Annotated in this window: 30 protein-coding genes and 1 riboswitch; of the genes, 12 read left to right on the top strand and 18 right to left on the bottom strand. The window is 44.9% G+C overall.

The features are described 5' to 3' along the window. Window positions 1-245: 245 nt before the first annotated feature. The gene (locus tag AM506_RS13050) at window positions 246-1604 is read right to left on the bottom strand and encodes a sigma-54 interaction domain-containing protein (RefSeq protein WP_060672927.1); all 1359 of its coding nucleotides are present in this window, start codon (window positions 1602-1604) and stop codon (window positions 246-248) included. 174 nt (window positions 1605-1778) lie between these two features. Between AM506_RS13050 and AM506_RS13045 the strand changes: the two genes are divergently transcribed. Then, window positions 1779-2282 (top strand): cupin domain-containing protein, encoded by a 504-nt coding sequence (locus tag AM506_RS13045; RefSeq protein WP_060672926.1) that lies wholly within the window; start codon window positions 1779-1781, stop codon window positions 2280-2282. A 333-nt stretch (window positions 2283-2615) separates the two neighbouring features. Here the strand turns inward: AM506_RS13045 and AM506_RS13040 are convergent, their stop codons facing one another. The 3 genes from AM506_RS13040 to AM506_RS13030 form a co-directional block, all read right to left on the bottom strand. Next, entirely contained in the window at window positions 2616-3800 is a 1185-nt protein-coding gene (locus AM506_RS13040) for an MDR family MFS transporter (RefSeq protein WP_060672925.1), read from the bottom strand. Between the two features lie 134 nt (window positions 3801-3934). Then, window positions 3935-4099 (bottom strand): hypothetical protein, encoded by a 165-nt coding sequence (locus AM506_RS13035; protein WP_060672924.1) that lies wholly within the window; start codon window positions 4097-4099, stop codon window positions 3935-3937. Beyond that, on the bottom strand, window positions 4096-4389 hold the full coding sequence (locus AM506_RS13030) for a YtzC family protein (RefSeq protein ID WP_060673004.1): 294 nt from the start codon (window positions 4387-4389) through the stop codon (window positions 4096-4098). The genes AM506_RS13035 and AM506_RS13030 overlap by 4 nt, the downstream gene beginning before the upstream one ends. Window positions 4390-4589: 200 nt before the next feature. Here AM506_RS13030 and AM506_RS13025 point away from each other — a divergent pair, with 200 nt between their 5' ends. Further along, a complete protein-coding gene (locus tag AM506_RS13025; protein WP_152968601.1) occupies window positions 4590-5555 on the top strand; it encodes a TIGR01212 family radical SAM protein in 966 nt (321 codons plus the stop codon). After that, window positions 5552-6124: a class I SAM-dependent methyltransferase gene (locus tag AM506_RS13020; protein WP_060672923.1), complete on the top strand. Its 573-nt coding sequence runs from the start codon at window positions 5552-5554 to the stop codon at window positions 6122-6124. The genes AM506_RS13025 and AM506_RS13020 overlap by 4 nt, the downstream gene beginning before the upstream one ends. A gap of 40 nt (window positions 6125-6164) precedes the next feature. Here the strand turns inward: AM506_RS13020 and AM506_RS13015 are convergent, their stop codons facing one another. From AM506_RS13015 to AM506_RS13000, 4 genes are all read right to left on the bottom strand, one after another. Continuing rightward, a complete protein-coding gene (locus AM506_RS13015; protein WP_060672922.1) occupies window positions 6165-7169 on the bottom strand; it encodes an LLM class flavin-dependent oxidoreductase in 1005 nt (334 codons plus the stop codon). Window positions 7170-7274: 105 nt separating this feature from the next. Next, window positions 7275-9692: an immune inhibitor A domain-containing protein gene (locus AM506_RS13010; RefSeq protein ID WP_060672921.1), complete on the bottom strand. Its 2418-nt coding sequence runs from the start codon at window positions 9690-9692 to the stop codon at window positions 7275-7277. Between the two features lie 323 nt (window positions 9693-10015). Next, complete coding sequence (locus AM506_RS13005) at window positions 10016-11089, bottom strand: tetraprenyl-beta-curcumene synthase family protein (RefSeq protein WP_060672920.1); 1074 nt, start codon at window positions 11087-11089, stop codon at window positions 10016-10018. A 13-nt stretch (window positions 11090-11102) separates the two neighbouring features. Then, on the bottom strand, window positions 11103-11906 hold the full coding sequence (locus tag AM506_RS13000) for an alpha/beta fold hydrolase (protein WP_060672919.1): 804 nt from the start codon (window positions 11904-11906) through the stop codon (window positions 11103-11105). A gap of 84 nt (window positions 11907-11990) precedes the next feature. On the opposite strand from AM506_RS13000, the gene AM506_RS12995 reads away from it, so the two are divergent. Then, a complete protein-coding gene (locus AM506_RS12995) occupies window positions 11991-12506 on the top strand; it encodes a gamma carbonic anhydrase (protein ID WP_060672918.1) in 516 nt (171 codons plus the stop codon). A 160-nt stretch (window positions 12507-12666) separates the two neighbouring features. Here AM506_RS12995 and metK read toward each other — a convergent pair whose 3' ends face one another. Beyond that, on the bottom strand, window positions 12667-13869 hold the full coding sequence (metK, locus tag AM506_RS12990) for a methionine adenosyltransferase (protein ID WP_060672917.1): 1203 nt from the start codon (window positions 13867-13869) through the stop codon (window positions 12667-12669). A gap of 215 nt (window positions 13870-14084) precedes the next feature. Beyond that, window positions 14085-14228: riboswitch (SAM riboswitch) on the bottom strand. A 318-nt stretch (window positions 14229-14546) separates the two neighbouring features. Between metK and pckA the strand changes: the two genes are divergently transcribed. Further along, on the top strand, window positions 14547-16136 hold the full coding sequence (gene pckA, locus AM506_RS12985; protein WP_060672916.1) for a phosphoenolpyruvate carboxykinase (ATP): 1590 nt from the start codon (window positions 14547-14549) through the stop codon (window positions 16134-16136). Between the two features lie 57 nt (window positions 16137-16193). Here the strand turns inward: pckA and AM506_RS22530 are convergent, their stop codons facing one another. Further along, the gene (locus AM506_RS22530; RefSeq protein WP_106298475.1) at window positions 16194-16343 is read right to left on the bottom strand and encodes a lmo0937 family membrane protein; all 150 of its coding nucleotides are present in this window, start codon (window positions 16341-16343) and stop codon (window positions 16194-16196) included. Window positions 16344-16525: 182 nt separating this feature from the next. Here AM506_RS22530 and AM506_RS12980 point away from each other — a divergent pair, with 182 nt between their 5' ends. Beyond that, window positions 16526-17317, top strand: a complete 792-nt coding sequence (locus AM506_RS12980; protein WP_060672915.1) for a GNAT family N-acetyltransferase — start codon at window positions 16526-16528, stop codon at window positions 17315-17317. 40 nt (window positions 17318-17357) lie between these two features. Here the strand turns inward: AM506_RS12980 and AM506_RS12975 are convergent, their stop codons facing one another. Further along, complete coding sequence (locus tag AM506_RS12975) at window positions 17358-17918, bottom strand: biotin transporter BioY (RefSeq protein ID WP_060672914.1); 561 nt, start codon at window positions 17916-17918, stop codon at window positions 17358-17360. 164 nt (window positions 17919-18082) lie between these two features. On the opposite strand from AM506_RS12975, the gene AM506_RS12970 reads away from it, so the two are divergent. Continuing rightward, window positions 18083-18415 carry a hypothetical protein gene (locus AM506_RS12970; protein WP_060672913.1) on the top strand — a complete coding sequence of 111 codons (333 nt, stop codon included), beginning with the start codon at window positions 18083-18085 and terminating at the stop codon, window positions 18413-18415. Between the two features lie 40 nt (window positions 18416-18455). Here the strand turns inward: AM506_RS12970 and AM506_RS12965 are convergent, their stop codons facing one another. Both AM506_RS12965 and AM506_RS12960 read right to left on the bottom strand, forming a co-directional pair. Next, complete coding sequence (locus tag AM506_RS12965) at window positions 18456-18698, bottom strand: DUF2584 domain-containing protein (RefSeq protein ID WP_060672912.1); 243 nt, start codon at window positions 18696-18698, stop codon at window positions 18456-18458. Between the two features lie 25 nt (window positions 18699-18723). Beyond that, window positions 18724-19506 (bottom strand): alpha/beta hydrolase family protein, encoded by a 783-nt coding sequence (locus tag AM506_RS12960; protein ID WP_060672911.1) that lies wholly within the window; start codon window positions 19504-19506, stop codon window positions 18724-18726. A gap of 244 nt (window positions 19507-19750) precedes the next feature. Between AM506_RS12960 and AM506_RS12955 the strand changes: the two genes are divergently transcribed. The 3 genes from AM506_RS12955 (at window position 19751) to AM506_RS12945 (ending at window position 22333) form a co-directional block, all read left to right on the top strand. Next, window positions 19751-20707 (top strand): ABC transporter substrate-binding protein, encoded by a 957-nt coding sequence (locus tag AM506_RS12955; protein ID WP_060673002.1) that lies wholly within the window; start codon window positions 19751-19753, stop codon window positions 20705-20707. 68 nt (window positions 20708-20775) lie between these two features. Further along, window positions 20776-21552, top strand: coding sequence for an ABC transporter ATP-binding protein (locus tag AM506_RS12950; RefSeq protein WP_060672910.1), 777 nt, complete (start codon window positions 20776-20778; stop codon window positions 21550-21552). Then, window positions 21533-22333: an ABC transporter permease gene (locus tag AM506_RS12945; RefSeq protein ID WP_235576113.1), complete on the top strand. Its 801-nt coding sequence runs from the start codon at window positions 21533-21535 to the stop codon at window positions 22331-22333. The genes AM506_RS12950 and AM506_RS12945 overlap by 20 nt, the downstream gene beginning before the upstream one ends. Here AM506_RS12945 and ytkD read toward each other — a convergent pair. From ytkD to AM506_RS12930, 3 genes are all read right to left on the bottom strand, one after another. Continuing rightward, complete coding sequence (gene ytkD / locus AM506_RS12940; protein WP_060672908.1) at window positions 22323-22796, bottom strand: RNA deprotection pyrophosphohydrolase; 474 nt, start codon at window positions 22794-22796, stop codon at window positions 22323-22325. The genes AM506_RS12945 and ytkD overlap by 11 nt on opposite strands. A 94-nt stretch (window positions 22797-22890) precedes the next feature. Continuing rightward, the gene (locus AM506_RS12935) at window positions 22891-23229 is read right to left on the bottom strand and encodes a hypothetical protein (protein WP_060672907.1); all 339 of its coding nucleotides are present in this window, start codon (window positions 23227-23229) and stop codon (window positions 22891-22893) included. Window positions 23230-23285: 56 nt separating this feature from the next. Then, window positions 23286-23678, bottom strand: a complete 393-nt coding sequence (locus tag AM506_RS12930) for a phage holin family protein (RefSeq protein ID WP_235576112.1) — start codon at window positions 23676-23678, stop codon at window positions 23286-23288. Window positions 23679-23888: 210 nt separating this feature from the next. Between AM506_RS12930 and AM506_RS12925 the strand changes: the two genes are divergently transcribed. Then, entirely contained in the window at window positions 23889-24134 is a 246-nt protein-coding gene (locus tag AM506_RS12925) for a DUF6154 family protein (protein ID WP_060672906.1), read from the top strand. Between the two features lie 172 nt (window positions 24135-24306). Here the strand turns inward: AM506_RS12925 and AM506_RS12920 are convergent, their stop codons facing one another. Beyond that, window positions 24307-24489, bottom strand: a complete 183-nt coding sequence (locus AM506_RS12920) for a hypothetical protein (protein WP_060672905.1) — start codon at window positions 24487-24489, stop codon at window positions 24307-24309. Window positions 24490-24649: 160 nt separating this feature from the next. Here AM506_RS12920 and ytzI point away from each other — a divergent pair, with 160 nt between their 5' ends. Continuing rightward, the gene (ytzI, locus tag AM506_RS22525; RefSeq protein ID WP_235576111.1) at window positions 24650-24826 is read left to right on the top strand and encodes a YtzI protein; all 177 of its coding nucleotides are present in this window, start codon (window positions 24650-24652) and stop codon (window positions 24824-24826) included. Window positions 24827-24866: 40 nt separating this feature from the next. Here ytzI and AM506_RS12915 read toward each other — a convergent pair whose 3' ends face one another. Continuing rightward, window positions 24867-25340, bottom strand: coding sequence for an S-ribosylhomocysteine lyase (locus AM506_RS12915; protein WP_060672904.1), 474 nt, complete (start codon window positions 25338-25340; stop codon window positions 24867-24869). Window positions 25341-25463 lie beyond the last annotated feature (123 nt).

Below are 25463 nucleotides of genomic sequence, written 5' to 3'. Positions count from 1 at the left end.
GATGATGACGCTTACATTTTTATTCAGATGCGTACGCTCCCCTTTCCCAAAAATATGTTCACTCACTATACATGCAATAATTGTGCCAACTTTCAGATTACTATAAGAACACTCGCAAAATTTTTGGGGAGTCCGAAATTCCGGATACACCCACCCTTCAGTCACGAAATGTTCACCATTCCTCTTACAATAAGATAGTCCGGAAATACGGACTATTTTCCATATTTCCGGACTATCTCATGCGTTTATAAAAGTCCATACTTATTTAATTTTTCATACATGCTGGATTTACTGATACCAAGTGACTCTGCAACCTTCCGTTTATCGGGTTGGGCTTGCAGACTTTGAGTCAGAACGGATTTTTCCGTTTCCTCAAGAATTTCTTTCAGCGTTTTAGATCCCACTCCATACACATTCCCCGACTTCATATAAGTCGGTAATGACTGAAGGGAGATTTTGCTTCCATTAGAAAGATAGGTTGAAGCGTGAATGACATTTTCCAATTCACGCAGATTACCCGGCCAGCTGTAGGAGAGAAAAATCTGCATCACTTCTTGGACAAAATCATGGATACGTTTTCCCGAGGATTTTGTGGATTTTTCCAAGAAAAAGGAAGAGAGGGTTTCAATATCCTCTTTCCTCTCTCGCAGGGGTGGTATCTGAAACGGGATGACATTGATCCGGTAATACAGATCACTACGGAATCTCTTTTCTTCCATCATTTTTTCCAGTGGACGGTTCGTGGCCGCAATGATCCTCACGTCCACATTCTGGATCCGGGTTGAACCGACTGCCTCCACTTCCCCTTCCTGTAATACCCTGAGAAGCTTCGCCTGCATATTAAGAGGCATATCACCGATTTCATCAAGGAACAATGTCCCCTTGTGGGCAAGCTGGAATTTCCCTTTCTTCCCGCCCTTTTTCGCCCCGGTAAATGCCCCTTCTTCGTAACCAAAGAGCTCCGACTCCAGGAGCTGCTCGGGGATCGCTGCACAGTTCACTTTAATGAAAGGCTGTCCACTTCTTTCACTCAGCTGGTGGATGCTGTGGGCGAACAGTTCTTTACCCGTTCCGCTCTCCCCTCTTATCAGGACCTGTATATCACTCGGGGCGATCATTTGGGCCTTGTCCTTCAATTCATTCATACCGGGTGAGTCCCCGATGATATCGTTCAGCGAGTATTTCACCCCGGTATTGATATCCTGTATGTAACTTTGAATCTTTGACATCATGTTTTTCACATGTGAACTCATTTGCATCCATTCACTCGTATCCCTGAAAATGACGGATCCAAATGCCCCGATCACTTTCCCGTCCACCCGTATCGGGATTCGGTTGGCGATCATGTAATTCCCCTTGATATATTGAAGATCTGCCACCTCTTCTTTCCCGCTCTCAGCCACAATGTGCATTCTCGTGTTTTCAATCACGTTTGTTACATGTGATCCTATCGCTTTATCCCGTTCAACCTCAAGAAAGCGACAGTAATTATCGTTTATATAGATGATGATTCCTTCGTCATCGACGACGACCAGCCACTCGAAAGCATTCTCAAGAATGATTTCGATCATGTCGACGGACACCTTTTTTAATAAACTGCTCATTTCCCATCGCCTCCTCTGTTTTGCAAGAGAACATATACCTCTATAGTAGCACATCCCAACCTGAGCTTTTTGAAAACAATTCTGATTTGTAAATAATTTCAATCACCAGTCGGGATTCGGTTTAATGCCTTCCATATTAGGGAATCTTCTTAACATGAATGGAGGAATGAAAGGATGAAAATCGCAGAACTGAATATATTTTATTTCGAAGACGATGGAATCATCCCGAATAACCCGGACCTGCCCGTTCTCATTTACCGGAACGCACTCGATCAGGCAAAGGAAGCCGAAGAGATATTCAACCAGAATCACTGGCTGAACAGCTGGACAAACGGCATTTACGATTATCACCATTATCACAGCAATGCCCACGAAGTATTGGGCGTCATGCAGGGTGAGGCAAGCGTTCAATTAGGCGGGGAAATGGGCAAGGAAGTGACGGTCCATCAAGGTGATGTCATGGTCCTGCCAGCCGGGACCGGTCATAAGAGATTGACAGCAAGTCCCGACTTTAAAGTCGCCGGTGCGTATCCTGACGGAGACAATTATAATGTAAAAAAGGGTTCCTTACGCGAACGTCCCAGTGTGTTAATTGAGATTAAAAACGTTCCCCTTCCAACATCAGACCCAGTATTTGGTGATAAAGGTCCTCTGATAAAATATTGGCTCAAAAAATGAGTTAGAAACCATTCTGCACAGTACTGACGCTTTCATTCCTATTTCTCTATAGTAATCCTTCTTAGAAACGACTATCCTTACTTATAAAAACACATGATAATCTTCAGTTAAAGATTATATTTATAAAATAGTCTTGTTTTCTTTCAAGTCCTATGCTATTCTATTATAGCGATGAGCTGAATTGTGTAAGTCGGTGATCACGTCCTTGTGACAACAAACGATGTGGCGTTTGCTGATTATCCGCCTCAATTTTTTTGCAAGTGGGCTTCCATAGGAAATGGGAGCCCTTTTTATATGAAGAAAACCCCCAATGATTCCTCATTGGGGGTTTCTTTATTGTTGCACCGAAACTGGCACGGCGCTTTTCTTTTTCAATGGACGATCATATTGACTGGTAATCAATAATGATACGATGAAAAACGCGATCAGCGTCATGAAGAGCACCTGCATGCTGAATACATCCACCAGCACCCCTCCAATAAACGGACCGATCATCCTTCCACCCGTTGCCGTACTATTGACGATTCCCTGATAGAATCCTTCTCTTCCCTTTGGAGCAAGTGAGTTGGCAATCGTCGGGACCGCCGGCCAAATGAGCATTTCACCGATCGTCAAAATAATCATGGCAATGGCAAACCACTGAAATTGATCGGCAATCGACGCAACACCGAACGAAATCATGAAAATGATGGTTCCGATCATGATTTGCAGCTTTAAATTGTTTTCAAAACGCTTGATCGCTTTGGATAAAAGCGGCTGAGCAAGAACAATCAATGCTCCATTGATCGTCCAGAGTAAGCTGTACTGTTTCAGGGATATATTGATTTCCTGTGTATATGTGGCGATCGTGGACTGCCATTGCACGTATCCCATCCAGCATAAAAGATAGGCGGCACATACGAAGAGCAGTGCCTTCAGTTTCGACTTATCCCTTATCACCTTCGATTCATTCAACACCGACGTATGACCTGCAACCGTAATGTTCCGGTATCCGAAGAAGGCGATGAAGAAAAAAACGATATACATACTCAGATTAGCGATAAATATATAGTTAAAGGAGAATGAGGCGACGAACCCGCCCAATGCGGCTCCGACGGCCACTCCAATGTTTTGAGCGACATAGACAGAATTGAATGCTTTCCGTCCCCCTTCCGGCCACACTGAACCTGCCATGGCGTACATGGAAGGAAATACGATACCTGAGCCGAATCCGACAACAGTCAGGAATACGACATAGTAGGAAAAGCCGTGCCATATATTCATCCCGATAAGGGCGGATAATGTGATCGATATTCCTAACAGGATTGAACGATAACCGCCAAAACGGTCGAATAAAGTCCCTCCAATCAGATTCCCGATCACACTCGCGCCTGCATTCATCATCAGTACAATTCCCGCTACAGACAATGACTTCCCTAAATTTTCATGAAGGTAAATCGTATTAAGCGGCCATAAAAAAGAGGCTCCTGTCACATTCACCATCATTCCAATGACAAGTAACCATAATGATTTGGGCATCATTCTGCCCCCTTTCCATCCTTTTATTTCGAGTCCCAAAAGGATTTTACTCCTTTTCAGGAAAGGGAGCAAGAACTATTTCTTCAAATCATAAAAAAACCAGGCACTCATGGAGAGCACCTGGCCGGGGACATTTATTTTCCGTTGTGATGATTGGATTTAACGGGCTGACCCTGTTTTTCGTAGCGCTTTTTGGCTTCTTTGACAGGATTGTTTTCAGCACCGAATTCTGTATCCAGTTTTCGGAAATCACTACGGGTCTTTTGTTCAGGGTTGTTTTGATCGGAGCGTGTACTCAATGTAATTTACCTCCCACAACATTCGGATCATGATCTAACAGGATCATCTCATTTTGCATGTTTTGAAGCTGAAGTCTCATACGATGCAGTTGTTCACGCTGCTGGGAGTTCGCACTGTTGGCCATGTGAGCCACGTCGTTGACCGCTTCTTCAAGCTGCTGCATGGCCTGTGTGTATTCCACATCATGATAATGCTCCTGCTGTGACCCTGCTTTATATTGTTGTTGAGCGTAACGAATGGCATCTTCGCATTTCTGAATGCATTCATCCATCGAATTCCTTGTTGCCATTTCGACTACCTCCTTGATGGTTGGAATCAAGAAGAGGAAGGGCATATCCTTACTCTCCTCCATCTTAGTTTGAACTTGTTTGCCCGTTTCAGAAGTGGTAATCTTCACCTATTTCTTTGTGCAGGATACATTTGTCCCCGTGTTCATGATAAAATCTCTTTAGCGTCATACATACCGCTATATCACTTGAAATTTAGGAGGTGTTTGTCATCGGGACAAACCCATTTCCATATGCCACAGATTCAAAACGATATCATACATGGAATCATCACCTCCGAAACCATTTCGGACATAAGGTGTTTAAAGTTGCCCTCGACGGCGGGTTCGATTGCCCGAACAGGGACGGCACGGTTGCACACGGCGGCTGTACCTTTTGCAGTGCAGCAGGATCCGGGGACTTTGCCGGAAGCAGGGTCGACTCCTTAGAGAAGCAATTCAATGATATCAAAGGAAGAATGCATAAAAAGTGGAAAGACGGAAAGTACATGGCGTATTTCCAGGCGTTCACGAATACCCATGCACCCGTCGACGTTCTGAGGGAAAAATATGAATCCGTCCTGAAGCAGGATGGAGTCGTAGGCATTTCCATCGCCACGCGACCTGATTGCCTTCCTGACGACGTCGTCGAATATTTGGCTGAATTGAATGAGAGAACGTATTTATGGGTAGAGCTCGGGCTTCAAACCGTCCATGAAAAAACGGCGGGCTTGATTAACCGGGCCCATGATTATCAGTGTTATGTGGAAGGTGTCCATAAATTGCGGAAGCACGGAATCCGTGTCTGTTCCCATATTATTAACGGACTTCCCCAGGAAAATGAGGAAATGATGATGGAAACGGCACGTGAAGTTGCAAAGCTTGACGTCCAGGGAATCAAGATTCATCTTCTGCACTTACTAAAGGGAACCCCCATGGTCAAGCAATATGAAAAGGGTCTTGTGGAGTTCATGGATTTTGATCATTACGTTAAACTCGTTTGTGATCAATTAGAAGTCATCCCTCCTGAAATGATCGTTCATCGAATTACGGGGGACGGACCTATCGACCTGATGATCGGACCGATGTGGAGCGTGAATAAATGGAGCGTACTGAACGCCATCGATGACGAATTGAAACGCCGGGACAGCTGGCAGGGAAAATTTTATAAAATGGATGTGAAAGCATGAAATTAGATCGAATACTACCTTTCGCGAGAGAGCTTCTGGAACGGGCGGTCAAACCGGGGGATATCACGATAGACGCAACGCTTGGGAATGGACATGACACGTTGTTCCTCGCTCGCCTGGTCGGGGAAAATGGCCGGGTATACGGTTTTGATATTCAGGAAGAAGCCATCCATAATACGAGGGAACAGCTTATCACCCACGATCTTGCGGACCGGGTGACCCTGTTCCACCAGGGACATGAGACCGTCATGAACGTCATCCCACCACTGCATTACGGGAAAGTGACAGGGGCAGTCTTCAATCTCGGGTATTTGCCTGGCGGTGACAAGGATATCGTCACCCGGCCGAAAACAACGATACTCGCCTTGAATCAAATCCTGGAGATGATGGCCCCTGAAGGGATCCTTGTCCTTGTCATTTATCACGGACATCCTGAAGGTGCAGTCGAGAGGGACTACATCCTTCGCTACGTTGAACGACTGGATCAAAACTACGTTCATGTCCTGAGATACCAGTTCATGAACCAACTGAATAACCCGCCGTTTGTTGTGGCGTTAGAGAAAAGATAAAAATAGGGACGGACCTCCGCGGAGGTCCGTCCCTGTCTCTTCATAATAATTCGTTTGCAATTAGTTCGAACGATTTGAGTTTATCCTTGAAGTCGTATGTGATGCTGACAAGCATGATTTCATCAGTCTGGTACTCTTCGCTCAGTGCAAGGAGCTTTTCTTTCACTTTCTTCGGATTCCCGACGACCATGCGCTTGCGGTTTTCCCGCACTCTCATTGCTTCGAATGGGGTATACTGATACGCTGCCGCTTTCTCAGGGCTCGGTGTTCCGTTCGAGCGCATGCCCTGCTCGATCATCAGGATCGACAGGTCGATGCTTGATGCGACTCTTTCCGCTTCTTCATCCGTTTCCGCACAGATCGCAAAAACGGCTACGATATTTTTCGGTTCCTTCAGATACTCTGATGGAACAAAATTGTTTCGGTAGGCTTGCGTATATTGCGGGCCACCTTCGCCATTGATGAACTGGGCGAATGTATACGGAAGGCCTTTTTGGGCTGCAAGCATGGCACTGGATGGACTGGAGCCGAGCATCCATACTTCCGGCATCGTCTTGATCATTGGGGCCGCCGTGAGTCCCTGGTACGGATGGGAATCAGGCAGGGAATCGGTCAGATAGCCGAGAAGATCATCGATTTGTTCCGGATACCGGTTCACATCCCTCGGTTTGCCGTCATGCAGGGCCATCGTGGCCATCGGCATTCCGCCGGGAGCCCTTCCCAATCCCAAATCGATTCGATCCGGATTCAACCCTTCAAGCAGACGGAAATTCTCCGCTACTTTGTATGAAGAGTAATGGGGTAGCATCACGCCGCCGGAACCTACACGGATCCTCGACGTATTTTGGGCAAGATGGGCAATCAGCACTTCCGGTGATGATCCGGCAAGGCTCGTGGAATCATGATGCTCTGAAACCCAGAACCGTTCAAACCCTAATTTCTCTGCATGTTTTGCTAACTCTACTGTATTATTTAAAGCCTCCTGCGGGCTCATTCCTTCTGCAATCGGTGACTGATCTAGTACACTTAGCTTCAAAATGGACATCTCCTTTGATTGATGTGTGTATTATTATCAATTCTGAGGAAAAAAATGTCCACTAACATGCTTAAAGGGTGACGGCCGGAATGGCCATCACCCTTTGCTTGATTATTACTTATAGATTAATACTTTGCCGACTGAACCGTCATGGCTTTGGCCAGTTACACGGAATTTTAATCCGTAGTTCGGTACGTTACGTCCAGCGTCTACCATACCTTTGTTGCTGTAATCTTTACTATCGTCGAATAGTGGATTACGTGCAGTATGGTTGTCTTTCATCGTCAGTCCAAGTAATTCAGTGTAATCCAGGAACATTTTTTCTGATTTGTCCAGGCTGAATGCTGCATCGTGAACCTGGTAGCGTGTAGATCCTACAGATCCGTCGCTCCAGTAGTTTGTTTTTTGGTCAGCATCAACAACCCCAACGAAACCGTCTCCAGGATGATTACCTGTCCAGTTATCGCTGTATGATTTATCTACATACCATACAACCAAACCATCATCGAATTGCATTAAGCTTGCACCGCGGCGGATGTTGGCAAGACCTTCATCTACACCGTTATGACTGCGCCATTCGAGCAGGTAGTAGTGCTCCTTCAGGGAAATTCCGTTTGATACTTCGAAGCCGTTTGTTGCAAATTGAGGCTCTCCTTCAGCACCATCTTCAAACACGACATTTCCATCGACTGTTAAAGTGGCGTTATCCAAAGCGAAACCATCAAGGGCAAGGCCGCCATCTGTCACATAATTAAATGTAAGGTTTACTTTTTGTCCTGCAAATTGGCTTAGATCATATGACTTATCAACCCATTGACCTTTTGTAGATTCTGCACGTTGGTCTCCATCAGTATCGTCGTCACCAATCGTGTCCAATTCAACTTCCTCGCCGCTTTCCGTTGTAGCCGTAACGTGAAGGAAATCATAATCGTACTCCACATCATATAATGTTTTGAAGCTGAATGTAGCATTTGTTGCATCTGTTAAATCGAATTCAGGAGAAACTAGTGATGTATTAAGCTCGTCTCCTTTTGTACTGTAATAGTACTTTTCACCAAACTCAGGCAGGATTCCTTGTACCTCTTTGTCTGGAAGATTCACTTTTACAACATCGTTATTGGTACCCTTTGTTGCTGCTTCATCCAACAGATATTCCTCACCTTTGCGGGTAACATCTGCTGCATCGATTTCATCGCCAGATTGCCAATTACCTTGAGTTCCTTCATTGTCCACTACAGCAGAAGCCTGTAGCATTTCTTTCATATAAGGACTAAATCCAGAAGGCATTGAACCAGGGATATCCCCTGCCCAGCTTCCACTTGCCATGATGGACCAGTAGCTTACCGGTTCACCCGTTCCAGTGTATTGGGTATCATATTCATCCGGAAGGCCTAAATCATGTCCATATTCATGGGCCATAACTCCGACTGCACCGTCTTCAGGTTCGATTGTGTAGTCGTATGCGTACATGGTTCCTGCACCCCAATAATCAACTTCAGGAGTTGGAGATCCCGCAATCGGGAAGATTCCTCCAAGATTCCAGCGGTGAGACCAGATAGCGTCAGATCCCAATGATCCACCGCCTGCTTCTTCACCCACACCAGAGTGAATAACCATCAAGTGGTCGACAAGTCCATCCGACTCCAGGTAGTTCCCGTCACCGTCAAGATCGTAACGATCCCACTTGTCATAGTCTGCAAGGTTAACGTCCGGGTCAGCCGCCGCTTGAGCAAGAGCTTCTTTGATCAGGCCGCGTGCATCGACGTCGCTGCCGTCCGGCTGTGGATCATTTCCACCATATGCCGCTGCCGGTTTACTTGCTGTGTACCAGCCTGCAACGTTTCCATCCACTGAATAACTTCCACCAGATTGCTGCTCATAGTACTGCTTCATGGAAACGTATGTCTTTCCATCTGGACCTTTCCATCCTCCAGTTCCAAATAGCATATCTTGATAGTGCTCGCGGGAATAAGCATCGTCCCCTTCATAATGCATATCCGTTTCATCAGCCGTCATGGAATTATGAGGCTTGTCCGGATAGTCTACAAGAAGTACCAATACTTCATCGGTACGCTTTTCTCCATCATATGTTTCTTCCTTTACGGGGTCCGGAGAATTCTTCTTTGCATGACCAAGTTTATTTCCTTTACCGTTCTTCACACCATTATTTTTCATGGATTTTTGAAGTTTTTCTTTCGTTTTTACTTCTTCATTGTGAAGCTCGCCTTCGCCTTCATCTGCTTGTTTCTCAGCAGAATCCGCTTTTGCTTTCAGGAATTTTTGAAGTCCCTTCTGTGCTTCTGCAGCGGTCGCATTCTTCTTAATTTCCCCTTCTTTCTTCAGCATCTCGATCAGGCGTTCATCGTTCGCAATTCCTAAATCGAATGCCCCTCCATGCTTATGATCATATTTCACCGTCGGCTTTGCCAAAACATTCTCAGGCGTCTGTGTCGCAGCGGATGCAGGTACAGCAAATGCCCCTACACTCAGCGCCGCCACCATGGCCATTGATAATACTTTACGTGATTTCAAGTAGTTTTCCCCCTTAAAATATGTACTAAATTTTTACACTAACTACAATATACTCCACTATTCTGAAAAGTAAATATATTCAGATAGTAATTGGTTATTTAGGATTACGAAATAAATAGAATATAGTTAAATAGATTCATATACAGTCGACAAGAAAGTAGGACTATCGTCACTAAACCAGGAAAATCAACAAAAAAATTATGTATAAATATGGTATATTCGGTCTTATATTGGGTAACATTGTCCAACTTTGGTTGGGGGAAATAGACAAAAAAAGGGACGGACCTCCGAAGTAATTCGGAGGTCCGTCCCTCGATAGTCTATTAAGATGTTTTTTTGCGGTTTCTCCATTTGCGGTAGATTTTCCCGTTCAGGTAGAAGAATCGGGTGATCCAGCCGGCTTCTCCGATGAATTGTTTGGAGAAGGATTGGACGCTTGCCTGTTTACTCGCTTTGTCGTCAGACAAATAGACCCCGATGAGTCCTTTATTGATCAAACGGTGAAAATGGGCATGGGGAAGCTCATGGGTATGTTCTTCGGCTTTCTGCAGAAAATGGATGAGTCGCTCTTTTAAATGCTCATCATTTTCATAATAGAAACAGAAGTTCAAATCTCCCCCTTCCCGGTCCTCATCCTGATCGATGAAGTAATCGAGAAGGATATGTAATCCTTGAATGTACGGGAAATACCCCCGCTTGATTTTCTCTGTATACGAAGGCTTGAAGTCACTTCGATTGGCATAAGAGACTAAGCAGAAGATTCCAAGAGTCGATCCCGAACAGGCGGAAAACTCATACCAGTCCATTTCAGGCAAATTCGGGCGATGGGTTTCAAACCAATCCTGAAGCCTTCCCTCTCTCTCTTCTTTCTTCACGTGTTTATGTATTTGCAAATCACAATAGTACTCACACAGTTCCAGGAGGTCACCCTTGATGCTGTCATAGTGACGTAATCGACTCAGGACCGATTGACAGGTGAGGACCAGTTCCCTGAGATATCCCCCATCATCCTGATCCCGTCTTAACGCATAATAATTGACGGGTTCCGCCCCCACCGTCAGGGAATCCTTCATGGACTGATGAAGGAGGGCGAAGTCATCGGGATCCAGGGACACACTGCGATCGCACAGATTATCCAGATAATCGCTGATCGTCTGATACGCGACGATGAACCGGATCGTATCTGCTTTATGATCCAATGCCAGAAGGGAAAGGATCGATCCCCCTTCGCAATGGAACGTTTTATGCTCGATGCTCGCAAGTGCCTGGTTTCTGAGTTCCTGATTGGGTATCTTTTCCGCCCGTTTTTTCCAGCCGTCCAATTCTTCATGCACGATGGGAAAAACGGTGCGGTACACTCTTGTCATTAATGAAAAGGGATCACTTGGTATCGACATTTCATCACCTCTTTTACAAAATGTATCCCAGCGCTTTCAAGCGGCTTTCAATGAAGATCTTTGAATACTCATATATTTCTTCTCTTTCAGGTTCATTATAAATTTCATGATAGCACTTTGGCCATTCTTTGTAATGCATTTCGGATAATGACAGCTCATTGAACCATTTCTTCACAACTTTTTTCTCGACGATTTTATCATCCCCCGCCTGCATCACAAGCAATGGGACATCTGGCATTTTATCCAGGTTGCTGAATGCTGCCTTCATCGCCTGTACGAGCTCCCTGTACCAGCGGACAGACACTTTCGTTATATAAAGCGTATCATTGCTGTCAATTTCCCGGACATCTGCGTTCCGGGTCGCCATATCAATGGTCAAACCTGAGGGGAACTTCACCATGGGAGCGATTTTATTTAAACCGAGGGATAATAGCTCGACCGGTTTAGGCGGGGTCGTAACCAATCCCAAACACGGCGAGGATAAAATGACACCCGCTACGTTCACATGGGATTCCTGCAGGAGTCGTATGGCGATAAGCCCGCCCATACTATGACCGATCACAAAGACAGGTAATTCGAATTGATAGGCTGCCTGGACCCAGTCTTTCACTTCCACGAGGTATTCATCAAAGGAATCGATATGTCCCCTCTGGCTTCTTGACGTCATTCCCTGACCGGGTAAGTCACCCATTACGACGTGGAAGCCTGCAGCCCGCCACATTTCAATGAGCCAACCATATCTTCCGTGATGTTCCATCGCCCCATGAATGATGACGATGACTGCCTTTGCCTCTTGATCTGATTCCCATTTCCACATGACAAATCCTCCTTTGTAGTTCTCTCCATGAAAGAATTCTGCTACCATTATTATAATAAATATTATTGAAAGGGGTAGTAAAAAATGCTCTATCCATATTACGATAAAAGACCCATCATCGCACATTCAGCATTCATCGCCGATTATGTAACCATCTCCGGGGACGTGGAGATCGGTGAAGAATCAAGTATTTGGTTCAATACCGTCATCAGGGGGGATGTCGCTCCCACTAAGATCGGTGATAAGGTAAATATACAGGATAACTCCATTCTTCATCAGAGTCCAAATAACCCTCTTATCCTCGAAGATGAAGTGACCATAGGACACGGGGTGATCCTCCATAGCTGCAAAATCAGGAAAAAGGCATTGATCGGCATGGGCTCCATCATCCTCGACAATGCCGAAATCGGTGAAGGGGCTTTCATCGGAGCAGGAAGCCTTGTGCCACAGGGGAAGGTGATACCTCCTAATACCCTTGCGTTCGGACGGCCGGCCAAAGTCGTGAGGGAGCTTAACGAGCACGATATCAGCGAAATGAAGCGTATATCCCGGGAATACGCAGAAAAAGGACAATATTATAAGAGCATTAAACCGTTTTAACTTCCTATACTTGGGATACCCCATCCTCCCTGAGAATACTCATGGAAGATTTTCTTGCATGGCACCTTTCGGTAGGAAGTTTCAACAGTTTTGCCCTCCTACATAGGAATTCACCAAAAAGACCAACACCCGAAAAGGTGTTGGTCTCTTCTATCTTCCTTTATTCGCCCAGTGCTTCTACTTTTAATGCTTCCGCTTTGTTCGTGCGTTCCCAAGGAAGATCGATGTCGTTACGGCCGAAGTGTCCGTAAGCAGCTGTCTGCTTGTAGATCGGACGACGAAGGTCAAGCATTTTGATGATTCCTGCAGGACGCAGGTCAAAGTTATTGCTGACAACGTCAATTAGAACATCTTCTGATACTTTCCCAGTTCCAAATGTATCAACAGAGATGGATACGGGCTTCGCAACCCCGATTGCATACGCTAATTGAACTTCACATTTTTCAGCAAGTCCTGCTGCCACGATGTTTTTCGCTACATAACGTGCTGCATAAGCTGCTGAACGGTCCACTTTCGTTGCATCCTTACCAGAGAATGCACCGCCACCGTGACGAGCGTATCCGCCGTATGTGTCAACGATGATCTTACGTCCAGTGAGTCCCGCATCACCTTGTGGTCCACCGATTACGAAGCGGCCAGTAGGGTTGATAAAGTATTTTGTTTCCTCATCGATCAATTCTTTCGGTACAACCGGGTCGATGACATACTCTTTCAGGTTACGTTGGATTTGCTCAAGCGTCACTTCAGGGTGATGCTGAGTCGAGATAACGATCGTGTCGATGCGGACAGGCTTGTCGTTTTCATCATATTCAACGGTAACTTGTGTTTTTCCGTCAGGACGAAGGTAAGGAAGGATCTCTTCTTTACGAACTTCTGTTAAGCGACGGGAAATTTTGTGTGCAAGGGAAATCGGAAGAGGCATAAGCTCTTTCGTTTCATTACAAGCGAAACCAAACATCAGCCCTTGGTCACCTGCACCGATGGCATCGATTTCTTCATCCGTCATTTGACCTTCACGTGCTTCAAGGGCCTGATCGACACCTTGGGCGATATCAGCCGACTGCTCATCAATGGATGTAAGAACGGCACATGTCTCAGCATCAAAGCCATATTTCGCACGGGTGTAGCCAATTTCACGGATTGTTTCGCGAACGATTTTTGGAATATCGACATACGTATTCGTAGTGATTTCACCGGCAACCAGAACGAGACCCGTTGTGACAGACGTTTCGCACGCTACACGGGCATTCGGATCATTGGTAAGAATTGCATCAAGAATTGAATCAGAGATTTGGTCACAAATTTTATCTGGATGTCCTTCGGTTACGGACTCAGATGTAAACAGACGACGTTTAGTTGACATCAAGGTTCCTCCTTAAGCATATTTGCCAGAAATATTCTTCTGACAAAACAGTAAACAGATACGGTACTCATTTCCCTAAGTAGTATGAAGTAAACATGATTCTTTTATAAATAAATCATGATTTATGTGCATGTGGTCCACTATAAACAGAAAAAACCCTTCCTCAGGAAAAAAGCTTCAGAGGAAAGGTTTCAGATCATAGCCGCGCCTTTTCTCTCTTATCGTTCAAGGTTTTAGAGACCTTGCCTCAGTTTAGCACCTTCGCTTAATCGGATCATTTAGAAAATGAGATCCATTCACTATTTAGCAGGTTGCTGGGTTTCATAGGGTCTGCTCCCTCCACCAGCTCAGGATAAGAGTATCCGTTCAAGGAACAATGATAACGGTTAGGACAAGTGGTGTCAACTTTTTTTGAATGACAGGTTTAACCATTCATTTCATGATTTCAGCCTGTTTTTCTTCATTAAAATAACCTAATGGGGTAATGAGGCTAAACATTGCACAATGTGTTTCATATAAATAAGAAGAAACAAGCTTTATTCGGTCAAGAAATGTGACAAAATGAAGACACATTATAAAATTAAATAAATAGTATAGACTAATAGCTTGATTGTGTTATACTATTTTTGTGAAGAAAACGATACCATTAAATAAATTTATATAAAGGAAGGGTTCTAATGAATTCAGTGAGCATGTCTAATGAATTAACAGAATTACTTAACGGTCAAAACATTCAGGAACAATTATCTGTTTCGCAACTAGTCGAAAAGGTCCTTCAACGAAATGAAGGCGTTTTAACATCATCAGGTGCAGTCAGAGCAGAAACTGGTAAATACACAGGACGCTCTCCTAAAGATAAATTTATTGTGGAAGAACCAACTACGAAGGATAAAATCGAGTGGGGTTCTGTCAATCAACCGATATCCATGGAATCATTCGATAAATTATATACGAAAGTCATCGCATACTTAAAAGAAAAAGAAGAAGTCTTCTCCTTTAAAGGGTTCGCAGGCGCAGACCCTAAACATAGACTACCGATTCAAGTGATCAATGAGTTCGCGTGGCATAATCTGTTTGCCCACCAATTATTCATCCGTCCTCAAACAGAAGAACTGAAAGATCATCAATCCGAATTCACCGTGATTTCAGCTCCGAACTTCAAAGCTGACCCTGAAGTCGACGGCACCCACTCTGAAACGTTCATCATCGTTTCATTTGAAAAACGGATCGTATTGATCGGCGGTACGGAATATGCCGGTGAAATGAAGAAATCCATCTTCTCGGTCATGAACTATGTACTTCCTGAATCCGATATCCTTTCCATGCATTGCTCTTCGAACGTCGGTCGTGAAGGCGATGTAGCGTTGTTCTTCGGATTGTCCGGTACAGGGAAAACGACTCTATCCGCAGATCCCAACCGCCGTTTGATCGGTGACGATGAGCACGGCTGGTCCCCTAACGGTGTATTCAACATCGAAGGCGGCTGCTACGCGAAGTGCATCGGCCTGACTCGTGAAAAAGAACCTCAGATCTTTGATGCGATCCGTTTCGGTTCCGTCCTTGAAAATGTCGTTCTTGGTGATCTGTCCCGCATCGCGGATTATGATGATAACACTTTAACAGAAAACACGCGTGCTGCCTACCCCCTTCAAGCGATGGAAAACATCGTGGAGCCAAGTATCGCAGGACATCCAAATACAATTGTATTCTTAACAGCTGACGCATTCGGGGTACTGCCCCCGATCAGCAAGCTGACGAAAGAACAGGCAATGTACCATTTCTTAAGCGGTTATACATCGAAGCTTGCAGGTACAGAACGTGGAATCACGTCACCACAAGCAACATTCTCTACATGCTTCGGTTCACCGTTCCTTCCGCTTCCTGCCACTCGCTATGCAGAGATGCTTGGTAAGAAGATCGACGAGCACAATGCTCAGGTATTCCTTGTGAACACCGGTTGGACCGGCGGAGAGTACGGAGTTGGGAACCGTATGAAGCTATCCTACACCCGCGCCATGATCCAGGCAGCCCTTGAGGGTGAGCTTACGAATGTGGAAACGGCAACAGACGAAATTTTCGGCCTGAACATCCCGGTTCACGTACCAGGTGTTCCTGACGAAGTGCTTCAACCTAAGAAGACATGGTCCAATGAAGCGGCCTATGAAGTAAAAGCAAAAGAACTTGCTCACAAATTCAACGAGAACTTCAAGAAATTCTCGAACGTCCCTTCAGACATCGAGCAAAAAGGCGGTCCGACCGTTAAATAAATCATTTCACATACAAAGGTCCGTCCCTCAACTTTGAGGGACGGACCTTTGTTATCGTTATAGCCCTTTTTTACGGCCGGTGATTCTGTTGAATAAGAATACGACAACGGCGATGATCAGTAGAACATGGATGACTGCTCCACCGATTTTAAAGATCAATCCTAGTAACCAAAGAACTAATAAGATTCCGATGATGGTCCAAAGCATGTGTGCTCCTCCTTAGAACTAATATAGAAAAACTGTTGTTGCTCATAAGTTTCCCTATAATGTGAATTTTAAAACCATTACCTTTTCCCTATTCTTTTTTCAAAATCCAATGAAAAATAACACTTTACTAAATATTACTAATTTTGGTATGATTATGATTAAATTTCACAGGGGGAATAAAGATGATCAGACAGCTTACAGAGAAAGATCATGCTATATGTCAGCAACTCATTCAGCAGCAGCCTGCTGAGAATTTATTTATCATCGGAGACATCGAAGCCTTTGGATATGAGCAGGATTTCCAGAAGATCTGGGGAGATTTTGATGATGAAGGAAACTTAAGGGGGATCCTCCTTAAATACCGTGAAAACTTCATCCCTTTTTCCATGGGGGATTTCGACGCAGAAGGATTCGCCGCTATCATCAACGGGACGGAAGACTACAGCATCGTTTCAGGATTAAAGCAGATTGTCACTGAAGTTGAACCCTTCTTATCAAGGAAGATCGATTCGAAGAGGCATATGTATTATGCTAAATGCGACAATACCTCTTCCATGGATGACCACGACCTGCCCCATGTGAAAGAGGCCACTATCACTGATTTACCGCAACTGGTAGAGCTTTTAAACGCCATCCCTGAATTCAGCGGAGGAAGTTTTACAGTGGATAAACGAAGGCACGGGATGGTAAAAGGGGTAGCCCGCAGCTACTTCGTCGAACAAGATGGAAAGTTTGTTTCTTCCGCTTCCACCACAGCGGAGAACAGCATGTCCGCCATGATCGTCGCCGTATGTACCCATCCCCAATATAAGAAAAAGGGCTACGCCACCGAATGCATGACAAAGCTCTGCCGGGACGTTTTGAACGAAGGAAAAGAACTATGTCTTTTTTATGATAATCCTGAAGCAGGAAAAATTTATAAGCGTATCGGATTTAAAGATATCGGCTATTGGTCAATGTATAAATTCAAATGAAAAAAAGTGGATTCCTAAAAATAGGAGTCCACTTTTTTTCTTATGCTGCAACATTCCGGTTCTGGATCAATTTCGCCTGTACCAACCGTTTTCTTACGGTGATGCCGATCCAGCTCGCCAGGAATGCTTTAATCAGTCCAACGACGATAAACGGATAAACCCCCGCTGCCATCGCCTGACTCCAGCCCAGATCCGCCACAAATTTCAGTTGGATGGTACCAAGGATCAGCGTGATGACCATGCCGACCGTATTGGCGATCATCGCCATCGGAATCGTAAATTTCGTTTTTTCAAGAATGAATCCTGTAAAGTAAGCCGCAATGATAAATCCGAAGATATATCCTCCCGTCGGACCGACCAGCACCTGTGCCCCTCCACTGAATCCAGCAAATACAGGGACCCCTACTGCCCCGAGTGCCGCATAGCAAATCAAGGACAGGGCCCCGTATCTGCTTCCAAGAATGGTGGCCGTGATCCCGACAGCCAGAGTTTGACCGCTGATGGGAACGAGTGGCAGTGGTATTTCAATCTGTGCGAGTATTCCTGTCATTGCAGCAAAGATGGCACAGTGAATGATCATCCGCAGTTTTTCTCCATTCATGTTAAATCCCCCTTGTGTATGTAAACTACTTGTACCATTAAGTTTACACAAATCAGAAGAATTAGGGAAGCACAATTTCCGTAAAAAAAGAGTAAAAAAATTCATGTTAGCGTACAAGCCTGAATATCTTTTGAGTATGTGCACAATGGAAAAGGAGGAGACATATGAAGCGTCTGGCCGTATTACTTTTATGTGTATTCGTATTGAGTGCCTGCGGGGAGAAGAAACCTGCATCGTATGAATTATGTGGCTATGGGGATATGATGGTCGTGAACGACAAGGAGTACGTGAAAGTATCAGAGGAGAAGAAACTGACCCTTGATAAAAAAGTGGGGTCAATCAAAGAAAAGATCGAAACCAAGTATCACCCCGTCAATGACTTTACGGCTAATACACTTCCAAAAGGTACACCCATTTACAGCGTAAAAGACCACAAAAACTATCTTATCGCACAAACAAAGGATAACCGCTATCTACTATATGAAGAAATCAAATAAAACGGAAGGCTGTAAGCTTATGTTTACAGCCTTCCGTTTATTAATTGGTGGAATTGAGGGAAATCAACCGGTAGACGATCGTCGTTTTATCATCTTTCCACTCCATCTTTTCGATCCTTCCGAAACCACTGGGATCACTGTGCTTCGTTTTTTTCACATCAATGGGAAGATGCATCGGATAAAGGCGGTAACCGTCCTTTTGAAGCTGAAACAGATTCTCCTCTTTTCTCACTTCTTTTCCTTTTGTCACAATCATCGTATTTAATTCCAGACCCATGCCCATCTTATATGACCTCAATCCTTTTCATTTATTGAATTTTCATCCATGAACAAAGCAGGGAAACGATCTCTTGATTTTTCCTTGGCGGAAAGTAGTGGGTAAACTCTTTGAAGTAATGGGACGAAACCTGCTTCCCGAGCTCTTTCAATCTTTTTTCTAATCTATATGCATGCTCGACGGAAACGTTCTGATCTTTTTCGCCGTGAATGATCAAGACCGGTGCCACAAGATTTTCAAGTGAATATAAGGGAGTTCTCCATTCGTATCTTTCAGGGACTTTATTCGGACTGCCCCCGATCACTCTTTTCATCATTCTGCGCATGTCCTTTCGTTCATCATACGTCAAGAACATGTCCGACACGCCACCCCATGTGACGATGGACCTCACATCCCTCGACTCGATTCCTGCCAGGAGGGCCATGACACCGCCTCTTGAAAAGCCGAATACATGAATCCGATTCTTTGTGACCCGGGGGTGATCTTTCAACAGCTCCACGCCGGAAACAGCATCCTCCCGGTCATCCCCCGCAAAATCCTCATTCCCTTCTCCCCCAAGGTTCCCCCTGTAATAGGGCGCAAACACGATGAATCCTTGAGAAGCGAACTGAGCGATCCTGGCTGGCCTGACCATCCCGACGCCTTTGATCCCCCCTCTTAAATAGAGGAAACCGTCGTATGAACCCTTTACAGACGGCTCTGCCAGTAACCCCTTCACCCTCAGTCCCGAGGATATATAGGTGATTTCATATAATTCAACATGTGGATTCGGAGATGGAAACAGGATTTTCTCTACGATCGTTCCGTTCTTCATATTCTCTTCCTTTCAACACGTGCAATGGGTATTCACACATTTTTTATACTGTACATAGAATATTTTAGCAAATCTAAATAGCCGATGCGAAAGAGCTTTATGACCATCCTACCCTTCCGCCGGATAGATAAACAAGGCGAAGAGAGCTGCACTCATCCCCATATCGATTACCCGCAAGGATTAAAGGAGGAAGATTGAATTGAAAAAATGGCTTAAAAGTGGTCTAGGTGTACTCCTCATTCTCATGTTGACCATCGGATTGACTGCATGTGGAGAAAAAGAGGAGGCTGTCCAAAAGGTTCGTGTAGCGGAAGTGACCCGCTCAATTTTTTATGCACCTGAATATGTAGCGATTGAAAAAGGATTCTTTAAAGAAGAAGGGCTCGACATTAAACTGACCACCACATGGGGCGGGGATAAGACGATGACCACCCTCTTATCAAACGGTGCCGATGTCGCATTGGTCGGCTCTGAAACGTCCATCTATGTCCATGCGCAGGGGTCGGATGATCCGGTCATCAACTTTGCTCAATTGACCCAAACCGACGGTACGTTCCTTGTCTCCAGGGAAAAGGTGGAGAACTTCGAATGGGATCAGTTGAAGGGTTCAACCTTCCTTGGACAGCGTAAAGGCGGCATGCCGCAGATGGTCGGGGAATTCGTATTGAAGAACCATGGCATCGATCCCCAAAACGATTTAAATCTGATCCAGAACATTGATTTTGCCAATATTGCCAATGCCTTTGCATCTGGTACCGGCGACTACGTCCAATTGTTCGAACCGACAGCCTCGATCTTTGAACAAGAAGGAAAAGGACATATCGTCGCTTCCTTTGGCACGGAATCAGGGCATGTACCGTACACGACCTTCATGGCGAAAGACAGTTACATGAAAGAAAACAAAGAAACGGTGGAGAAATTCACGAAAGCCCTTTACAAAGCACAGCAATGGGTGGAAGAACATTCAGCGGCCGATATCGCCAAAGTGATTGAGCCTTACTTCGAAGATACAAAAGTGGATTTAATCGAAACGGTTGTCGACCGGTATAAATCACAAGGCTCTTTCGCAACAGACCCGATCCTGGATGAAGAAGAGTGGAACAATCTTCAAGCCATCATGGATGAAGCAGGAGAACTCCCTCAGTCCATCGATCACAAAACGCTCGTAAACACTTCCATTGCTGAAAAAGTAGCAAAGTAGCAATACCCGGGGGCTGACACACGTCAGCCCTTCCGTTGTAAAAAATCCGAAAATGGAGGCTTAAAACAGTGAACTTTCTATTGATCGATTCCGTCCACCACACCTACTTCTCACCGAAAACGGCCACCCATGCCCTCACAGATATCTCAATGCAGGTGGAAGAAGGTGAATTCGTCTCATTCATCGGACCGTCGGGATGCGGAAAGACGACGCTTCTTTCCATTGTCGCCGGGCTCATTCAGCCGACGGAAGGAACTGTAACATTAAACGATAAGCCAATCAGGAATATGAAGAAGAAGTTGGGATATATGCTTCAGCAGGACTATCTCTTTCCGTGGAAGACCATTGAAGAGAATATTTTTCTCGGCTTGGCCATTATGGGGAACCTGACCGAGGATAAAAGAAAAGAAGCACATGCTTTATTGAGGGAAATGGGCCTCGAGGGAGTAGAGACCTCTTACCCACGGGAATTATCAGGGGGGATGCGTCAACGGGTCGCACTGATCCGGACACTCATCACCGAGCCTCAATTACTACTCCTGGATGAACCTTTCTCTGCACTCGATTATCAAACGAAATTGAAGTTAGAGGATCTAGTGTTTTCCACTTTAAAGTCCTTCGGAAAAACGGCCATCCTCGTCACCCATGATATCGGGGAAGCGATCTCCATGAGTGACCGCATCATTCTATTCGGTTCGAAACCGGGGCGTGTCCATATCATATTCGACGTACCCCAGCCGTTAAAGGGATTGATGCCCTTCGAAGTCAGGAATCATGAAGCATATCCTGAATTTTTCCAATCCATCTGGAAGGAGCTTGAGAAACTTGAATCACGAATCGATTAAGCAAAAACACCAGGAATACATTCACTCACTGAAAAGAGAGCAGCGATGGGTTTGGTTTTATCAAGCCCTTATTTTCACCGTCTTCTTCTCACTGTGGGAGATTGCCAGTCGAAACAGCTGGGTGGACCCCCTCATCTTCAGTTCACCTTCGAAAATATGGAAACTTTTCATCGTGAAGGTGGGGGACGGGAGCCTTTTAGCCAATCTGTCCGTGACCCTTGGTGAAACCGTCATCGGGTTCATCCTCGGCACCCTGCTCGGGACCCTGCTTGCCGCTTTACTTTGGTGGTCACCGTTTCTCTCGAAAGTACTGGACCCCTACCTTGTCATCCTGAACGCCATGCCAAAGGTCGCCCTCGGGCCGATCTTGATTGTCGGACTTGGACCGGGCTTTACGTCCATCATCGCCATGGGGACGGTCATATCTGTTATCATCACCACCATCGTCGTCTATACATCCTTTCGGGAAGTCGATCCGAATTACTTAAAGGTGATGCAGACATTCGGGGCAAAACGGGGACAGATGTTTAAAGAAGTCATCCTTCCCGCCTCCTTCCCTACCATCATTTCAACCTTGAAGGTCAATGTAGGGCTATCATGGGTCGGCGTCATCGTAGGGGAATTCCTTGTCTCCGCCAAGGGCCTCGGCTACATGATCATCTACGGATTCCAGGTGTTTAACTTTACCCTTGTCCTTCTCTCCCTTCTCGTCATTGCCGTTTTCGCAACCATTATGTATAAACTCGTGGAGCAGCTTGAGAAGAAATGGATCAAGTCATAAGATCGAGATCTCTTACTCTTATCAGTGCCGATTCCACCACCTGATCCTTCATGATGAAGCTAAAGGAAGGGTCTTTCTGAATATGTGAAAAATCACCGTTCCATAGCACGGCTCCTTCTGTTTCCAGATAATCATCTTTGCGGATAAGCTCATCTGCTTCCGCAAAGAAAATCGTTTTGACAAACGGAGTGCGGTCAAACACCTTATATTCCCCAATGAATACAGGCTCTTTGATCACTCCCCCCGTTTCTTCAAACGTTTCACGTGTCGCTGCTTCCTCGAGGGTCTCACCCTGTTCCCTCTTCCCCCCTGGAAACTCGAGACCCCTCTTTTTATGGCGGGTCAATAACCATTGGCCTTTATAGCGGCAGATCACGAGGACATGATAGGATTCCTGTTGAAACTTCCCCTTATGAAAAGATAATTCTACTTTTATGCCATTTTCATCTGTAAATTGTTCCATTTACGTCACCTCATCCGTACACGCTTTCTTTCATCTAACCACAAATAAAAAGCATTGGTCCACAGATATCACTTCTGAACCAACACTTTTATCATTACTCGTGGTTTTCATGAGGCTTGGAATCGAGGATGCCTATACTTTCAATGAAGGTCTTTACGTCTTCATCCCCCAGTCGGTGGAGCATTTCATACACTTGATGCAGGTTTTCATCATAGGCATCATTTTCCCGATCAAAATGATATTGAACATAAGGAACGTGAGCCCGGTAGAAACCTTGCCAGTCGACCGAGTGATTGGAATCGAATACCTCCCGAAGCTGGGTGATTTCTTCATCCGTCGCAGATATTTTAAAGTTCCATTCGGAATCCGTCGAGCTTCTTGAAATTTCACCGGTGGCCACTTCAATATAATAATCATGTCTTTCTTCGCTCATCTTCCCACTCCTTCACAGTACTTACCCTTCATTTTCCTCAATTGACGAAATTCTATTCACTTCGATTTCTTCTTCAACACTTCAACCGCTTTTCGTAAAAATTCCGGTACGGGCACTCCTGCTCTCCCGACATTCTCAATGATCGAAATCATCTCATTACATAAATAAAAAATAATCGTCGCATTACGAATAAAGTGTTGATTTGTTAGTATAGTATCAATAAGGTGAGCAACGGTGACAAGCGAGAAGATCAGCACTTTCCGGCCAATCCCTTTCACCCCGTATTTGCTTGATAGCTTACCTTCGAGCCCGCTTGCAATCATCCCGGTGAAGTAATCGAGGGTCACGGCGATCAACAGAAACGTAATCAACATGTCCCACTCTCCGAATAAGTTAAGAATAAGAGCACTAAGACCCGATCCAACAAACAGCAGCATGCTTTTCTCCAACTAGACCATCTCCTTTTCATAGTGGCTGGTTTATCACAGACAACCTACGCATCACCACTGGAGCGACGCCGTATCAGCTGGGGCAGAACGCCTATCCGTGGTTAGAAAGTCCGATAAAAGGGTAAAGACAAATAAGAGTTGTCCTAGCATAATATGTAGAGTAATTCATAAACGTTCATGTTAAAATGGAACTAAAGGGAGGTGAAGTGCATGAAGTTGATCGAAGAAATCTATGAAATGTACCGTGGAAGAATCAAAGGTACCGACGAAGACTTAGACCTCATTGCCCTTACAATCTTAGAAGATACATCCAGGAATGAACTATTGGAAATGATACAGGAAATGGAAACAGAAGAACTACAATACTTCTTCCGCTTATACATATTCGAAACATTGAAAGAAAAATGGTCCAACAGCGAAGAACGCGTGAGGTTGGAGAAGAAGAGTTTACATTAAGAAAAGCGCAGGCGGGTTGGTCAGAGGCAACAAGCATAAGACGGGAATGCTGGAAAGGCGCTCTTTGCCTTTTTGGCATTCCTGACTTATGACCTCGAGCCTCTACCCGCCGGAGCTAGACATATCCAAAATTAAAAAGCGTTGCTCCTACTATCCCGGAGCAACGCTTTTTTCATCCTCTTATATCCACCGCATGTCCTTTACTTGGATGCTGTGCAGGCTGACTTGCCTGCATATCCCTCATCATCACCGTGACTTGTGCCGTTTGAGTCGCCATCTGGCTCTTAAGCAGATTCATGCTGAGCGTCCTCTGAAGCTCTGCCACCTGTTTTCCCATCATAGAAGACATTTCCATGGTATCTTCCCCCTCGCTTCGTCTGTGAAGATTGGTGCATACTATACTCAGAATAACAAACATCCAATGGAAAACATAGGAAACGTCATAAAAATGTTGCTTTTTCTCCTGAATGGCCGATCTTTCTATGGTAAAATAGTGAAAAAAAGGGGGTTGCGTGATGTCAATGACTCTTGTTTTGATCATTGCGGTTGTCATTTGTATCCTGGTGATTTTCGTCAGTGCCCTTACTACGTCCAAAGCCTACACAACCGTTAAACATACAGTTGATCCACTCGAAAACAATCCTCACCTCGAACAGATGAAACAGGATGAGGAAAAGGAACATAAAGAGTAAACACAAAAAACCACCGTTCAATCATGAACGGTGGCTTTTTTTATGCGAATACTTGCTTCAAATCTTCGTTGCTTTGACTCAACCAGAAACGCATCAGCTTCTTGGCTCCTTCTAAATCATGAAGCTTCGCCTGCCCGCATTGTTTTTCATTGGCTGCAGGGATTTCCTCGATTTCTACCGCTTCTTTCATCGTTGCGTTCAGCAGGTCGATGATTTCTTCCACTTTCGGCTCCCCGCTGACGACTAAATAATAACCCGTTTGGCAACCCATCGGGGAAATGTCTATGATATCAAAATGAGCATAAGGCTCTGCATATTTACGGATCGTGAAGGCTAATAAATGCTCAAGAGTATGAATGGAATCAGGCTTCATCGCTTGCTTGTTCGGCTGACAGAAACGGATATCAAACTTATTCACAAGTCCGTCGCTTCCTACTTTATGCACACCACAATGTCTGACATAAGGTGCTTTCACTGCATTATGATCTAATTCAAAGCTTTCTACTGAAGGCATTAAAATCACTCCCATTTAGTTTCTACTACATAGTATAACGTAAATTCATAGTTATTTCATCAACTTAATCTGAATTAGGTAAAAAACCTTTCCACATCCGGGCTTACAGGCCAAAACCTTTCA

The sequence above is a fragment of the Rossellomorea vietnamensis genome (genome assembly GCF_001305855.1).
Taxonomy (GTDB): Bacteria; Bacillota; Bacilli; order Bacillales; family Bacillaceae_B; genus Rossellomorea; species Rossellomorea vietnamensis_A.
This window is presented reverse-complemented; position numbering and strand designations above follow the sequence as displayed.